The sequence below is a fragment of the Pedobacter alluvionis genome, from assembly GCF_003664035.1.
Taxonomy (GTDB): domain Bacteria; phylum Bacteroidota; class Bacteroidia; order Sphingobacteriales; family Sphingobacteriaceae; genus Pedobacter; species Pedobacter alluvionis.
The window spans coordinates 138,972-154,838 of the sequence record NZ_RCCK01000016.1 but is presented as its reverse complement, the minus strand read 5'-3'; the positions used below and the strand labels follow the sequence as shown (position 1 = coordinate 154,838).

Annotated in this window: 12 protein-coding genes; 8 read left to right on the top strand and 4 right to left on the bottom strand. The window is 41.6% G+C overall.

All coding sequences use genetic code 11. From position 1 onward, the window contains the following. Nucleotides 1-167: 167 nt before the first annotated feature. Both BCL90_RS24575 and BCL90_RS24570 read right to left on the bottom strand, forming a co-directional pair. Entirely contained in the window at nt 168-1,226 is a 1,059-nt protein-coding gene (locus tag BCL90_RS24575) for a Kelch repeat-containing protein (protein ID WP_121287946.1), read from the bottom strand. Between the two features lie 283 nt (nt 1,227-1,509). Then, complete coding sequence (locus BCL90_RS24570) at nt 1,510-2,430, bottom strand: SDR family oxidoreductase (protein ID WP_208529926.1); 921 nt, start codon at nt 2,428-2,430, stop codon at nt 1,510-1,512. 108 nt (nt 2,431-2,538) lie between these two features. Between BCL90_RS24570 and BCL90_RS24565 the strand changes: the two genes are divergently transcribed. From BCL90_RS24565 to BCL90_RS24535, 8 genes are all read left to right on the top strand, one after another. Then, nucleotides 2,539-2,958, top strand: coding sequence for a winged helix-turn-helix transcriptional regulator (locus tag BCL90_RS24565; protein ID WP_121287945.1), 420 nt, complete (start codon nt 2,539-2,541; stop codon nt 2,956-2,958). A 79-nt stretch (nt 2,959-3,037) separates the two neighbouring features. After that, nucleotides 3,038-3,445 (top strand): EamA family transporter, encoded by a 408-nt coding sequence (locus BCL90_RS25960; protein ID WP_208529927.1) that lies wholly within the window; start codon nt 3,038-3,040, stop codon nt 3,443-3,445. Further along, nucleotides 3,400-3,960: an EamA family transporter gene (locus BCL90_RS25955; protein ID WP_208529928.1), complete on the top strand. Its 561-nt coding sequence runs from the start codon at nt 3,400-3,402 to the stop codon at nt 3,958-3,960. The genes BCL90_RS25960 and BCL90_RS25955 overlap by 46 nt, the downstream gene beginning before the upstream one ends. A gap of 208 nt (nt 3,961-4,168) precedes the next feature. Beyond that, nucleotides 4,169-4,918 carry a helix-turn-helix domain-containing protein gene (locus tag BCL90_RS24555; RefSeq protein ID WP_121287944.1) on the top strand — a complete coding sequence of 250 codons (750 nt, stop codon included), beginning with the start codon at nt 4,169-4,171 and terminating at the stop codon, nt 4,916-4,918. Between the two features lie 22 nt (nt 4,919-4,940). Further along, entirely contained in the window at nt 4,941-6,110 is a 1,170-nt protein-coding gene (locus BCL90_RS24550) for an FAD-dependent oxidoreductase (RefSeq protein ID WP_121287943.1), read from the top strand. A gap of 629 nt (nt 6,111-6,739) precedes the next feature. Beyond that, nucleotides 6,740-8,512 carry an FAD-dependent oxidoreductase gene (locus BCL90_RS24545; RefSeq protein WP_121287942.1) on the top strand — a complete coding sequence of 591 codons (1,773 nt, stop codon included), beginning with the start codon at nt 6,740-6,742 and terminating at the stop codon, nt 8,510-8,512. A 227-nt stretch (nt 8,513-8,739) separates the two neighbouring features. Continuing rightward, nucleotides 8,740-10,683 (top strand): LodA/GoxA family CTQ-dependent oxidase, encoded by a 1,944-nt coding sequence (locus BCL90_RS25460; protein ID WP_147438326.1) that lies wholly within the window; start codon nt 8,740-8,742, stop codon nt 10,681-10,683. Continuing rightward, nucleotides 10,680-11,795 carry an NAD(P)/FAD-dependent oxidoreductase gene (locus BCL90_RS24535; protein ID WP_121287941.1) on the top strand — a complete coding sequence of 372 codons (1,116 nt, stop codon included), beginning with the start codon at nt 10,680-10,682 and terminating at the stop codon, nt 11,793-11,795. Before BCL90_RS25460 ends, BCL90_RS24535 begins: the two co-directional genes overlap by 4 nt. A gap of 366 nt (nt 11,796-12,161) precedes the next feature. Here BCL90_RS24535 and BCL90_RS24530 read toward each other — a convergent pair whose 3' ends face one another. Both BCL90_RS24530 and BCL90_RS24525 read right to left on the bottom strand, forming a co-directional pair. After that, nucleotides 12,162-12,833 (bottom strand): hypothetical protein, encoded by a 672-nt coding sequence (locus BCL90_RS24530; protein ID WP_121287940.1) that lies wholly within the window; start codon nt 12,831-12,833, stop codon nt 12,162-12,164. Between the two features lie 630 nt (nt 12,834-13,463). Further along, the gene (locus tag BCL90_RS24525; RefSeq protein ID WP_121287939.1) at nt 13,464-15,809 is read right to left on the bottom strand and encodes a S9 family peptidase; all 2,346 of its coding nucleotides are present in this window, start codon (nt 15,807-15,809) and stop codon (nt 13,464-13,466) included. Nucleotides 15,810-15,867 lie beyond the last annotated feature (58 nt).

Below are 15,867 nucleotides of genomic sequence, written 5' to 3'. Positions count from 1 at the left end.
TTGCCATTCGCAAATGCTAATGCCCGATTAAGCAAGGTCTTTATTATTTATAAACCTGAGTTCGGTTATTACTACCCTCTTCTAACGTTTAGAAACCTAATGTTAAAAAAGGTAGAAAAAAGATTGGATGCGAACAGCAAACAGGGCCATAAAATCGGTTTAAATACTTACTTCCTAACTACGACGATTTTGTGGACGAGTGCGGCCCGTGATCCATCAGTAAGCGGTACAACCGTACCATTTTTCCAGTATTGGGCTGTTCCTGATCCCCCATCCCGGTACCCGCCTACAAAAACATCAGCACCCGAAACGGCTATAGATAAACCAAAAGCACTTTCAGGTCCATTGGATAAAATGACAGGAGATCCGTTTTTCCAGTATTTTGCCATGATGGCGTTACTTCCATTCGCAGTACCCGATCCGGCAACATACACATCACCCCCATTTACGAAGATTGAATTGCCCCTAACGTCTGCGGTACCGTCGTTGATCAGTACCGGGCTACCTAAGTTTTTGCTGTACCTGGTTTGTGACTGGCCGGAACTGTTATACGTTTCAGACCATAGTAAATATAAATCGTTACCCGATACTGTTATGGCCTGATCTCCGGCAGTTGTAGTCCGGTCTGCAAGATCAAAAAGCACACCGTTCTTCCAGTAAACAGTAACCGGGTTAAGCCAGTCCAGGTTTCTCCGCTCTCCTGTTACATAAACATCATTCCCGATCAGGGCTATCCCTGTTGCAATAGCCTGCTGCGTACCATCTGTTAACACTACAGGTGTTCCGTTTTTCCAGTACTTTGCCTGGTAGGTGGACTTTCCGGGAGCAATTTCCTGTCCGGCAATGTACACATCGTTTCCCTGTATAAAGATGTCATTTGCAAATGCATCGCGGCTCCCATCAGTTAGTGCGCTCGATACACCATTTTTCCAGTATTTGGCTACATATTTTCCAGCAGCATTAATTTCGAAGCCGGCTATATGCACGTCATTCCCGGCAATGGCCATAGCGCTTGCATCGGAGGATGTGGTGCCATTTCCAAGATTAACTTCTTTCCCGTTCTTCCAGTATTTGGCTACATAGCCCTCCCGCCCGGCCGCATAGATATCCAACACAGATGGCTCAGGAGGAGAAGTGGGTTCATCTGTTGTTCTTTTTTTGCATGCCGGAAAGGCAAGCGTCAGCGCGATTAAAAGCGTTAAAGCTGTTCGTAAATGATGCTTCATATTTAGGTTTTATTTTGATGTTGAACAGCTGTAATCGTATATAGTTTGAGTGGAAGACATTTATATTTGGTAAACCAGTCCAGCTCTTTCAAAAAGCTGGCAGCTAAACTCCTGTGCTTTTCATTTTCTGTTAGCTACTATAGATAAGATTGGGCTGGTAAAGCCGGTCTACTTTATCCCCCTTCCTACCCAAACCACTTAGTTTTGCTTTTTATACGCTGATAAAATTACTGGTTTCGATGTAAATTGCCCGCCACTCCATTTATGATAAACGGACTCTGTGCTAAGCCAACGTTGATTCCAGGTACGCCTGGTAAGTTTTTGTCTTTCTACCCAATAAACGTTCCAGATCGCCTGATTGATATTCGAATTCACCTTCATCAATCGCGGTTACCCAGGCCGTTATAAATTCGGCAACCTGACGCGGAACCCCGTTTGCCATTATTCCATCAATATATTGAGCTGTTGTAATGGTGGTAAAAGGAACAGCCTGCCCTTTTATTTCCGCAAGGATTTTTGCAATGCCGGCAAATGAAACAAGATGGCTGCCGCCTAATGAATAGGTTTTATTTGTGTGCCCCGGCGTAGAAAGTATGATGGCATGGGCTTCTGCCAGCTCATCTCTTGTAGCCGGAGCCATCTTTCCGTTACTTGCAGGAACTTTTATTCCATTTTCGTAAGGATTGGGATCAAAGTAGAGCGATAAAACATCCATAAAAGGCGGATGGTACACGATGGTGTAATCGATTCCTGAAGATTTAAGTACCTGTTCGGTAAAAAGGTCTGACTCCGTAACCTCAGGCATGATACGTCCTGAACCTTCCTTACGCATGATGGCCATATACACCAGATGTTTAACACCGGCCTGGCGCGCGGCGGTGATTGCATTGAAATGTTGGGTAGACCGGTCTGTGAAAGCGACCGCACTAGTGAGCATTACTTTATCAATTCCTTCAAATGCGCGTAGTAGCGAATCATAATCTAAATAATCGCCGAAACGGACTTCGATACCTTTAGCTGCCAGATCTTTTATTTGTTCTTTTTTGCGGGAAAGCCCGATAATCTGGCTCGCAGGAATTCCTTTTTTCAATAATTGCTCAACCGTAGCTTTTCCGATAGAACCGGTAACCCCGGTTACCAATACTTTTTCACCCCCTGGTGTTGTTGAATAGTCTGTCATCTTCTTTTTATTATTTAAAATCATTAAATTTGCTTTTTATTTGCAAGTACAAAACAACAATTAATACTTTTTAATTGCAAGTAAAAAATTAAAAAATTACTTTCAATATGAAAGCAGTATAATTAAAAAAACATGAAAACAAGTGAAAAGCGCTCCGATTGCCCCATCAGTTCATCGCTGGATATTTTCGGAGACAGGTGGTCGCTATTGATTGTCAGGGACCTCATGCTCCATAAAACCCGCACTTACGGTGATTTTACAAAGTCGGAAGAAAAAATAGCGACGAATATATTAGCAAATAGATTACAGGTACTGGAGGATCATGGAATAATTATCAAATTACCCTATCCGGATAACAAAGTAAAAATGCTCTATCAACTCAGTAAAAAAGGTGTTGACATAATACCTGCGGTGATCGAAATAGCCCTTTGGGGTGGAAAACACCTGGCCGATACTGATGAATCTTCCCCCTTTCTTAAAGCAGTAAAAAAGAACAAAACCAAATTTCTTAAAAATATAATGGATAGGCTCCTGGCAGAAGATGTGGCGTGACTCTCTAGTATTTTTAATGGTTTGGCTTAATAACCACCGGGATTTTATCATATTTGTCAGATCAAGATCATAACAACCCGTGAAAACCGCAAAATATTACTTAGCTGCTATATTCGCTTATGCGATCTGGGGCTTTTTTAGTTTAGTTTTAAAACCTTTAAGTGCATACTCTTCGGTAGATATTTTATTTTACCGCATTTTTAGCTGCTCGATATTGATGCTCTTAATTACCGCGTTGTTTAAACGTGCCGAATTAGTTAAAACTTTTTCAAATATTAAGGCCTTACCTTCCAAACAGAGGCGAAATATGCTTTTGCTGAATATTGGCGGGAGTATCTTCTTAAACATCAACTGGTTCTCCTTTATTTACGTGCTTAATCAGGTAAGCATTAAGGCTACCTCGCTTGCCCTATTATTACTACCTTACTCGCTTACTGGCTTTTGCATGAAAAGCTTAACAAAGTACAATGGACGGCCGTTGGCTTAAGTATATTTGGCTGCCTGATGTTATCTTATGCCAATATTATGGATATGGTTTACGGCATTGTGATTGGGTTTAGCTACGCCGCTTACCTGGTAAGCCAGCGTAAAAATGTTGGGTTTGATAAGTTCATCCTGCTCACCTTTCACATTTCGCTTTCCGCACTCCTACTTTTGCCCTTTTACCCTGCCTACAGCGGACCTGTACCTGCTGAGACACTATTTTGGTTGCTCATAGAAGTGATAGCTGTTGGTTTTACAGTGATTCCCCTGTTTTTGAATTTGTATGCTTTAAAGGGCTTGAACTCGTCAACAGTGGGGATGTTGCTCAACATTAATCCGATTATTGGATTTATTATAGCAGCTTTGGTATTCCATGAGCCCATTAGTCCATTACAAATGGCGGCCTATAGTATCATTTTCATATCGGTTGTTGTTTTCAATGCACATTACCTTTTAAAAAGGAAACAAAAACACCTGCCGGATAGGGATAATTCGGATCTTGCCAAAGAGCCTGGTTAATAAAAGAGTAAAGTTTATAAGGTTTTTAAGCACCGATCTACACAGGTTTTTAGATCTGTGGTTAAATTATTTTTACCTGTACCAATAATTTAACTTAATGAACATTTGGAACAGCCAGAAAAAGGCGGAAAATATAGTCGCTATTGGAGCGCGATTTTGATGCAGGGTGAAATAATACTTTTAATTTTACTAGAAATATTTTTTAACCATGGGAGGCACATTGGATTTTAAACTCGTTCAACCTGAGGAATCGATAAAAGATTTTGTTTATTGTTTTTCCTCGCTGAAGAATTTTTCCAATGACCACAAGGCGGTAGTTACTCCCAATGGAAGAATTGACCTGATTTGTTCAAAAACCAATAACAACAAAATACAGGTTGCATTACTGGGGTTGGAAACCCAACCTAAATATCCGGATCAGGAAATATCGGATTTCTGTTCAGTCAGTTTTAATCCGCTAGCCATAGAGTATATTTTCGGCTTTCCGGTGGCTGATATCATCAATAGCGGGAGGCTGATGCCAGATGATTTCTGGGGTTTGAAAATAGAAGACCTCGATCATTTTGATGCCTTTTGTGATATGATGACAAGGAAAATCACTGCGCTTCTACCTGAAGACGTGGATGTACGGAAACGTAAATTGTTTGAACTGGTTTTTGCGCTGGACGGCGAGATTTCCGTTGCTGAACTCTGTGAAAAGATTTCGTGGAGCCCGCGCCAGATTAACCGGTATTTTAATCAACAGTTCGGACTTCCGTTGAAAGCGTATTGCAAAATCCTTCGTTTTCAGGCTTCCCTCTCCCATATCAAAGCCGGGACGCTTTATCCCCAACTTAATTTTACCGATCAGTCTCATTTTATTAAAGAAGTTAAACGCCTTTCGGGGGTTTCGCCCAAAGAGTTGTATAAAAATAAAAATGACCGTTTTTTACAATTTTTAGTTGACGACCAAAAGTAATTTTGTAGTCTAATTTAAAGATATGTTACTAAAAAACAAGCAGGTGGCCATTATAGGCGGTGGCCCGGGCGGACTTACGCTGGCAAGGCTTTTACAACAGATGGACATTGATGTTAAAGTATATGAAAGGGATGCTAACCGAAATGCACGGGTACAGGGCGCTCCGCTTGACCTGCACGAACATTCGGGGCTGGCCGCCATACGGAAAGCAGGATTGCTGGATGCATTTAAAAACAATTATATGCCTGAAGCCGACAAAACAACGATTACCGATGAAAACGGTGAAGTGGTTTTTAGCGACCATGACCTCGAACGCATGAAAGAAGAAGATTTCGGGCATGAACATTTCCGTCCTGAAATAGACAGAGGTGCTTTACGGAAGATATTACTGGACTCATTGCATCCTGAAAATATAATTTGGGACAGCCAATTCCTGTTTATGGAAAAACAAAAAGATGGCTGGCGGTTACATTTTAAAAATGGATCGGAAGCGTATGCTGACCTGGTGATTGGAGCAGACGGTGCCAACTCAAAAATCAGGCCCTACATCACTGGTATTAATGCGTTTTATTCAGGTATTACGATGTTGGAGGGAAATATAGATGATGCTGAACAACAGGTACCCGAAATTACCAGACTTCTCCGTGGCGGTAAATTAATGGCCTTCGGAAATGAAAAGAATATTCTAATGGGACAGAAAGCAGGTGGGGAAATCGGATTCTATGCAAGTTTTAAAACTGAAGAAAATTGGGCGAAAAGAAGCGGTTTAGATTTTTCGAGCCGATTGCAGGTGTTGGAATGGTTTAAGAAAGAATATACCGGATGGAGTGATATTTGGTACAGGCTGTTTGAAAATACTTCGGCTCCTTTTATTCCGAGGCCAATCAACTGCATGCCCTTAGATCAAACCTGGAACAGCCTACCTGATGCTACCATGATCGGCGATGCTGCCCATCTAATGCCGCCCTTTGCAGGAGAAGGCGTTAATATGGCGATGCTTGATGCCCTGGAATTGAGTGAAAGCCTGACAAGTAGCCAGCATATTTCTATATACGAAGCCATTATATCGTATGAAACAGCGATGCGGAAAAGAGCTTCAGAAATGGCGATGGAATCATTGAAAAACGGGGAAATGATGCACCATGCCAATGCCCTGTCAACGATGTCCGGTTTTTTTGGGGCCACCAGGTAGCTGATTTCACCAGACATTGCATTGACAACCAAAGGTTGGCCAATATAAAGTATAATATAAGTCAAAGGCCACCCAACTTTCAGTATTGGCTTCCCAATCTCCACCCCTGAACGATGTAAGGTGGCTCATCGAATCATCTTTCCATGAGATTATGCATAATTTCTGCCGTTTATTTTTATTAGCGGATGGTAATTATGCATCACTCATCTTCCCCCCCTTTACGTCAATATATTTTAATGGTGATCCAGGAAAGGAATATCTAATTATACTCCTTGCAAAGACATCAATCTGCTTTCATAGCCTCTGATATAAGATTTTAGTCGACGTATGATTTAAAATATATATTTTGTAGTTTTATATGCTATAAATTAGTATTTTTAAACATCAAATCTAAAACCATGCTCAAAAAAACGCTCTCACTAGCTTTGGAGGCCCATCAGGGCTTTCCTGGAATTTCCTGTTTGAATGATCCACTTTTTATCCATTCGCATCCGTTTCCAGCTTCTCATTAAAGAACACCGGGTAAATAATGCTTTAATAAATTCAGATTGACTACGTTGATCGTAATCTTAATCAGTATCTCCCCCTTCGTAAACCATTATAACTAAACACCATTAAACCAACATTTTATGAAAGTAACGCTGCTCCATATCGTAGAGATATTAAAAAAACATCTCCCACAGGACAATATGCCTGAAATATTGTTTGACTCGCCTTTAACAAATAAAGAGTACAACGACAAAAGACAAATATTTAATACCTATTTCCAATTCCGTCCGACGGCAATTGTATTCTGTACCAATACAGAACAGGTCTCGGAAGTGATTAAATGTATCAGAAAATACGATTACACTGGCCCCTTGAGCGTCCGTTCTGGTGGCCATGATCATGAAGGAGAATGTTCGGCAACCGATGGCCTTGTAATAGACCTTTCAAAAATGACAATGGTTGATATTAAGGCAGAACTCAATTATGCCACCATCCAGCCGGGCATTATGTTTATGGACCTGATTAAACAGATGAATGCCAGGAATGTGGGATTGCCGCACGGCACATGCTATTCTGTACGCATTGCTGGTTTTACATTTGGTGGCGGATGGGGTCCCTGGACCCGTCAAAAGGGAATGGGATGCGAAAGTCTTGCCGGTGTAACCCTTGTATTGGGCGATGGCTCATACCGGACAATCATAGATAATAAGCTTATCCCAGAGTATGTAGGCCAACCAGTGGCAGATCTTAACGAAGAAGACCGCAAACTTTTATGGGCCTTACGCGGTGGCGGTGGCATGAGTTACGGCATTGTTACTGAACTCATTTATAAAACTTTCACTTTGCCTGATTATACGACTAAATTCACTGTTGCATGGCAGCAAAAATTTGGTCAGGATATTCCTCCTGCTGTTGATATACTTAAACGCTGGGAAGCGCTTATAGGCTATAATAAAAATCCTGACTTACTGGGTACCAATCTTAAAATAGTTGCCAAATTTAAAGATGTACAGGATACAACTCCGGTGGATAAATCTTTACATGATTGCTATTTCTACGGATATTTCATGGGTAATAAAGACAATTTCCTGAATCAGCAGGATTTTGAAGCCAACCTGAGAAAGATTATTGAAGAAAATTGGTTTCCAGAGGATCAGTTTGGACAGTACAATGTTAATTTTGAAGACAGTATAGAGGCCGTATTATCCAATAATGTTACCAATGGCTCCGGTAAACTGACGGCCATACCTGATGACAACAAGCGACAATGGAGTACATTCTCAGCCTGGGACAGAATTGTGAAATGGGATACCGGGCAAGATAAACATCCGGTACTGGAAGGCACATACGATACCGAGAGCTTGCCTCCTCATTTTCAAGCTATTCCACCTGAAATAGACAAACCTGCCCCACATAAAATCACTTCAAGGTTTGCCATGGTTACCGATGATGAAAAACTTGCCCTGGAAAGGAGAATTAAATTGATAGAAAGTCTTGAATCAAACCTTTTAGTTACTGAGGGTGAAAATCAAGGTATGAATACTTATTTTACTTTGGGCGCTATTACGGGGAGTTATTACCGGGATTATGATTTTAATGCAAACCAATTTCCGGAAGGCAGTTCTTTTGCATACAAAAAAACTTTTTACACGATCCAATATCAGGCCTGGTGGGACAATGATGGTATTGAAAACCCAAAAGTGCAACCTTATGTAAACCGGGCTCTGGATTGGCTGGAGGCTTGCCGGGATTATGAGATCCCTGCTACTTACGGAGCCTTCATCAGTTTCAAAGACAGCAGCATTCCAACCCGTGTTTATTTTCAGGAGAGTTATGATAGGCTTAAAGAAATAAAAGAAACCTATAGTAAAGACCCAGACAATATACTGAGTAGCAGAAAAACGATTATCTGATAAAATAGCATGGGCAAACTCAATATAAGTTTTCCCAAAGCCGCTTTTTTTTAGGTAGCCAGCACTTTTTAGCCTTTTATAAAGCGGTTTTTTGTCGCCAATTAACCAGGGGTATCCGGCAAATGGAGACTATTCCAGTTTTACGGCTTAAGGGATGCTAATATGCTTACTCATTTTGATAAATAAATACGCAATAAAATTCAGTTAATAACCAAAATATATACCCCATGTCTGAAATCAAACAAGTAATCATCCATCCGGCCATAGGAGTTGCCCGGGTAGGCAACAGTCCGAAGGAATATTTCCTTCTGCCTGATCTCATTAACGAGCCAATCACCGATCCTGGCAATTTCCGAGATAGCGAAGGGCGTATTAAACGTCAGGCGGCCCGTTTCCGGCTTTACGGTGCCGATGAGCATGGTAATATTATCCGGGAACTTACTGCAGAAGATGGTGATATCACCTGGACTGTACATCTGGCCAATAAAAAGGCAGCCTGGTACAATTTCGATCTTGCCCTGGATATACCCCAGGCTACAGGCGCTTTCTCAGGGTACCCGCCAGTTGAAAGTACCTTGCGCAATGTATCTATTATCAGTGATGCCGACCGATCCAGGCTTGTGATTGATGGAGGTATAGTGGCGATCTCCGGAATTAATACCAACACCGATGGCAATGACCGGGAATTTGCATTTGACAACGGTACTTTTTATTCTCCGGATGGTAATGATAAACCGGTTTACCTTGGTGAGCTGCGAACTGATGACAATGGCCGTTTGCTTTTCCTGGGTGGTTATGGCCTGTCTGCGTCATACAACAATGATCCTGCAGTTACCTTTGCCAATAACGATACATGGCATGATGATACTTCAGACGGACCAGTTGACGCAAAAATCATGCTTAAAACAGGAGAAGTGTTCGAAGCTACTGGTGCATGGGTGCTCACTGCACCGCCCGATTATTCTCCGGGGGTACAGGCATTTGTGACTGGATATGACCTCCTGGCACAAACAGCTGTGGATATGGGGCAATCTGTACTGCCGGCAATTCCGGAATTTTGGGAGCATATCTATCCAATGCTCGAGCGTATGCCGCTCAACGGCTGGGTAAATGCTGGTATTTTTAAGCAAAATGGCTGGGGAAGTCCGGGTAATCTCTCTACACCTGAAATGGTGGCAAAGCTTTCAAATGCTTCTAATCTGTATTTCGAACTTCGCCAGGCTATTTTTCGCCAGTTCAGAAACCCTGATTATTTAACTATGCAGGCCGAACTTTTTCCGCCTGTTTATGGTGATGGACTGCAGAGTTTCAAAAGCAGCGATACCGACCCGCGTAATTTCATGGCCGTAATGCCGTTCCAGTATGAATATCTACAACAATGGGCAAATGGCAATTTCACTATAGGCACCAGGCCGGAAACCAGAAGCTGGAATGACATCACTCCGGCGGAACAAGCCGTCCATCTAGACCGTACATCACTTGATGAGACCATCGGAGGGCCTTTCCATCCGGGATGCGAATTTACCTGGCCAATGAGACAGCCGATACTGTATTCTGCGCCTTTCCGAATTAAGCGCCGGCTTAATGATCCGATGACATATGGACCTATACTTAATTCACAGATCGCACTGGAGACCGGCGGGCCTCTGGATGGATCAGCTGCCGGTGACATTACTAAATGGATGGCAGTGCCCTGGCAAACGGATACTTCCAGCTGCCTGAGTGGTTATGTAGGCATTATGGGGCAGTATATACCAACCTTTTGGCCGGTCCGGGTACCAAATGATGTACTTACTGAGGCCGATTATGAGGTAATGATGAATGAAAATGCCAGCCTGGAGGAGAAGAATGCTGCTTTCAGCAATCGGGTTAAGTGGTTGCGTGGCATAGTGTATCAGTATGGTTATCCTTCAGTAAAGGTAAGCCCTTATACCAAAGGCATCAATGATTTTATCACTCAATGGCCTGATGTGGGTATTCTCATCCAGAAAGAAGGTACTGGTGATGCCAACTTCCCTAATAAGATTTGGGTAGAGAATGGACGAACCATAGGAGAAGAACAGGTTACTGCGGACGCAATGCTGAAGGCTGCGCCAGAGCAGGGACAACCAGCAGAAGATTCAGGTTACCTGTGGATGGTAGAGCGGGCTGAAAAGAGAAAGAGAGGATGATAACAGATGTGCTGATTATAGGTAACGGCCCTGCCGGGTTGGCTTCAGCAATCACTTTACGGCAGGCCGGTGCATCGGTAACGGTGGTGCACCGGCCTGCCATGGATGTTATCCGGGCGGGAGAAAGCCTCGCGGCTTCCGCCCGTTACTCACTTATCGAACTTGATTTATGGGATGACTTTTTAGCTACAGGGCACTCACCCTGCTATGGCAATTCCTCTTGCTGGGGTGATGACCGGCTGTTCTTCTATGATTTTATCCAATCATCGTTCGGAGAGGGCTGGTATGTCAATCGTACAGCTTTTCAGTCTATGCTGCTCCAAAAAGCAGTAGCCGCCGGAGTTACGTTCATCGAAACGAACCGGGCCTTCGTGCTTATAAGGAAAGGAATGCGTTGGCAATATAAGGAAGGTAATTCCCGCATCAACGCTGCTACAATAATCGATGCCAGTGGCAGGAACAGCTGGCTGAGCAGGCAACTTGGTATAAAACGCATTCGCAAGGATAATCAGATCGCGGTGGTTAGCTTGCTGGCCTCCCCTAATCCCTTAAGGAGTCAACAAAGTCTTATTGAAGCAGTTCCTGACGGATGGTGGTATGTTTCGGAAGGTGGAGAAGGAAAGGTAGTTCGCATCTTTTTTACAGATCCTGACCTGCATGATCGGGCAGACTGGCTGGATCCCTTATATTGGCGCAGGAAGAGTACGCAAACATGCTTTGTAAAACATCGGGTGCCCGTAAGTCGTTACAGCGATGTATTGCCTCTCCAATATACTTCAGCAGGAAGCCATCATTTGGAGTATTACGCTGGAGAAGGTTGGTTGGCGGCTGGCGATGCCGCCTGTGCGTTCGATCCATTGTCTTCCCATGGTATCGCTTTTGCATTGCGTAGTGGCATTGATGCGGGCCTTGCTGCGAAAGATGAACTAGCGGGTATTTCAGCAGCGGGAACTCATTATGATCAAAAGATCCAACTCGCCTTCCGTTTGTATGAAAAGCAACGTGCAGACCTGTACCATAAGGAGACCCGTTGGAAAGACCATCCTTATTGGGTAAGAAGACAAGGCGAGCAAAAATCAGCAGTTGCTAACGATAATATGATTATAGGATAAAACAGCAGTGGTTTGCCATTAGTATTATCAAAATTGCCAATATTTATAGAAACAAAAAACCAGGCAATATATTTTTGCGTATATGGTAATATAGGGGGTGAGAGTCCTACATCCGGCGAAAGCCTGAGAGCGTTAATTTAGATTGGGGGTAACCATTAATTTGGTTATCCCTTTTTTCAGAAACCGAAACACGAAATCCCTGGTCCAATAAGTAGTAAATGTTGGCTTACAGGAACAGCGCTTGCAACCGGTATTACCGAATTAGAAAAAGCATTAAGTTCATTAATATAAACGTCTGGTGTTTGAATATTTTATAGATTCATGAGATTTTTAATTGTAGATTCGATACCGGGATTTATATATTTATCAATCTTCTTTGGTTACTTTAACATCAGTAAAGTGGCCTAATGTTCCTGGCCCTATCCACAACCCAATGCTTCCCCGAATATTTTTACCCTGTTTTAGGTCATTTACAATTAAAGTAGGCTGAGCTGCCCCGTTAATATACAGCCTGGCAGTTTCATCCTTTACTACAATCTTTATTTTCATCCATTCTGCAGGCAATATATCAACATACGCTTCATACTGTCCTGGCGTTTCCTTTCTTAATTTTTCCCAGGGATATCCGGGAATAGAAATATACTGGCTGGAGTGGTTTCTGCGTAATTGATCATCTGCCCTACCATTGGTAGGACGTAAATAAAAAACCTCCATTTTAGAAGCGTCTAAAGCCGCCCTGAACGCAATACCTACAAACCCACGAGCTGTTGCTCCGGCACCTGCAAGTGGTTGCCCACTAATTGTCGCTTCAATTACCCCATTATGAAATTCAATATCTTTCAAAATTGCAAGTGTATTATCTCCATCAGGCTGACCTTTTATTTCCAGGGCTAAGGCATTTTTACCTTTATAGACAGATTTTTCGACAGTTACCTGAAACGGAATTACATCAGATGGAATCATCGATTTGTGCTGTGCTTTAGATTTTAAAGCTAACACTAAGCTTAGCACCAAAATGAATAACAGCTTTTTAGTCATAAGGAAAATAATTTTCAGAATATTAATCCATCTAAAATAAGAAAAATATTTTTTTCAAACCCCTAAAGAATGTGTATCCTCTGTGTGAGGGCTAGTTTATGATATGGTTGTAGCTAAATAAACTGACTGGCACAGTTATTTTTCGATACTCTGCCCAGTTGCTTTTTTAAAGTGTTTTATTACATCCATCAATATAACTTCTATTAAAATGTTTAATTCTTTATTCATTTGCATAAATACATGACGATTTTAATTAAAAATTAAAAGACACTGTTGATTATTTTTATTGGTAATAAAATGATTAGTGAGAAAGGAAAAATAATTCTGAAAAAATTCGGTCAGCATTTAAAATCTTTAAAAGAGAAACAGAAACTTTCTTATATATGAAAATGGAGAAACCAGTCCAAGTTTCATTACAATAATGAGATTGGCTATAGGTTTAAAAATCCATCCAACAGTACTTCTTGATTTTGGAATAGACTTTAACGCCGGACTGGAATAGCATAAACTTCATGATATAGTGGCAAATCTGGAAATATTTTTTTTTCATCTTTCACCCAATACAGTTCAACGAGGTTTAATTAAACCAGATCAAACCCAACGGATATAGATAATGAACTATAAAAAATATTATTTGATCATATCGGCATTGTAGCCTTTCCATGATTTTAAATAATCCGTGAAGTAATTATTGATCAGCCCCCTATAGTAATCGCCACTTATCTCATGAGCGACACCTGGCAATATCATCAGGTCAAATCTTTTGTTATTTTTAATTAACGCATTTGCCAACCGCATGGTGTTTGCAGGATTTACATTATTGTCCATGTCACCGGTTATTAATAAAAGTCGTCCCTTAAGGTTTTTTGCCAGCTCTATTGTAGTTCGTGGATTACTCACGAATGATGTGTGTGGATTTCCTAATGAATCTACACTTGTTTTGGTTTGCTGAATACCCTGATAAGTTTCTGTCCAGAATTTTGCATAAATATTATTATCGTGATTACCAGATGAGGACACACCTACTTTAAAAAAATCAGGATAGGTCATCATTGCCGCAGCCGTCATAAAGCCTCCTCCCGAATGCCCGTAAATACCTACACGATCTAAATCGATGTAGCTATAACGCGCTGCAAGTTGTTCCACCATATACTTGCAGTCAGCCAGAGCATAATCACGTAGATTACCATAGCCAAAGGTATAGAAGTCTCGTCCCCGAAGTGGTGATGATCCCCTGAACCCAAATTGCAGCACGATAAAGCCAAGATCGGCAAGCCGTTCGTTTTGAGCTGGCACAATATTAAACCCCTGAGGTATACCATCATCCTGAGGGCCTGGATAGACATTGCAAATAACAGGATATTTTTTATTCGGATCGAAATCAGCTGGTGTATATATCACACCATATAAGTCTGTCGTATGATCAGCCGCCTTTACTTTTTCTAAGATAGGCGTCTTCAATCCCTTAGCTTTTAAGATACTATTATCCGGCATAGGAATGGAGATGCGCAGCCGCCCTTTCATATCTCTGATTTCACATTTTGGTAAGCAATCAACAGATGAGTATTGATCAATTATAAATTTTTTGTCTAATGAGGCACTGATATAATGATCGCCCTGACCTGGGGTTAATTCAACAAATCCGGTGCCGTCCAGATTAACTTTGTAAAAATTTTTGTGATATGGGTTATTGGCTGATTTGTAGCCAAAACCTTCGATAATCATGTAACGTGATTCAGCATCCATATAGTAAATATTGCCGGCAACGAAATCACCTTTGGTTACCGCATTTTTTAGCTTCCCTTTTCCGTCATACAAATAGTAGGCTCCTTTACCGGTTCGTTCAGACCACCATAGAATGTCTTTGCCATCATTAATCACTGCGTAGGTCTGCAATAAATCATTTAAAAATGGTTTTCCAACTTCAGTTATAAGCACAGTTGTTTTCAAGGTATGGGGATCTACCTGGCACAACTGGATGGTATCTACAGTTCGGCTCTCTCTGGTGAAATAGATCCCTCCCGATTGTTGGCCTTGATTCAGTTTTACGACTTGGTCCTGAAAATGATCAATATTTACTTTGTGCATCTTCGCGCTGTCTGCATTTAATAGCCACAACTCAAACTGCGTAACATTTTCGTCTCCGGGTAATTCGTATTTATAAGATATAGGAACGGGGGCGTGCGGCGCCAGACTATTTATTAAGGTCAGGTCTCTAACTTTGCGTTGATCAGAACGTAGTGCGAATCCTATATGTGTATCACCTAACCATTCACCAAGCCAGGGTCCGCGCTGCGCTCGCATTTGGCTGGAAAGCGTTTTTCGTGCAAATGAATTATTGGAATCACCATCATACGTCAACTGAACCAGCGAATCCTTTCCGGAAGTTCCTGGTTTTAATAAGAAAAGATTATGGTTTTCAGCGTACACACCATAGGCGCGATCCCTTGAATATAATGTCGCCCTATCATTACCAGGGGGCAATTGACGAGAAGATGGAAGTCCTTTTGGGGTATCAGCTGAAACAGGCTCAGTGAAAGTACGGCTTTTTAAATCGTACTGTAATTCTTTTCCCTGCACCACACATAATAAGATGGCCTGGTTTGTAGGAGAAACACCACGAACAATAAAATCTACCTTCGTTGGGTGGATTGACTGTGAAAAATAAGGGGAGGTAAGTTCTACAAGTTCATTCGCATCAAATAACCGGGTTGTTTTGTTATTCGCCGGATCTGCAATATAAAATGTCTTTAATCCTGATTTAGAACTGGTGTTATAAAGTAACAGGTTACTTTTAAAAATCCACGAGGGTTGGGTTAACTCCGAAGAAATTACCCTCCGTACCGAATCCCTTTGCAATGTAGTCCAATTGTTCTTACCATTATTTAATGATGTGGATTGCTGCTGAGCCTGCGTAATAGAAATGACAAAAGCTAAAATTGTTGCCAGACTAATACGGTGCAAGAATAATGACATAAACGTTGTAATGTTAAATTTTAATCTACCTGAAGATGATGTTTTTATTTGAAATCAA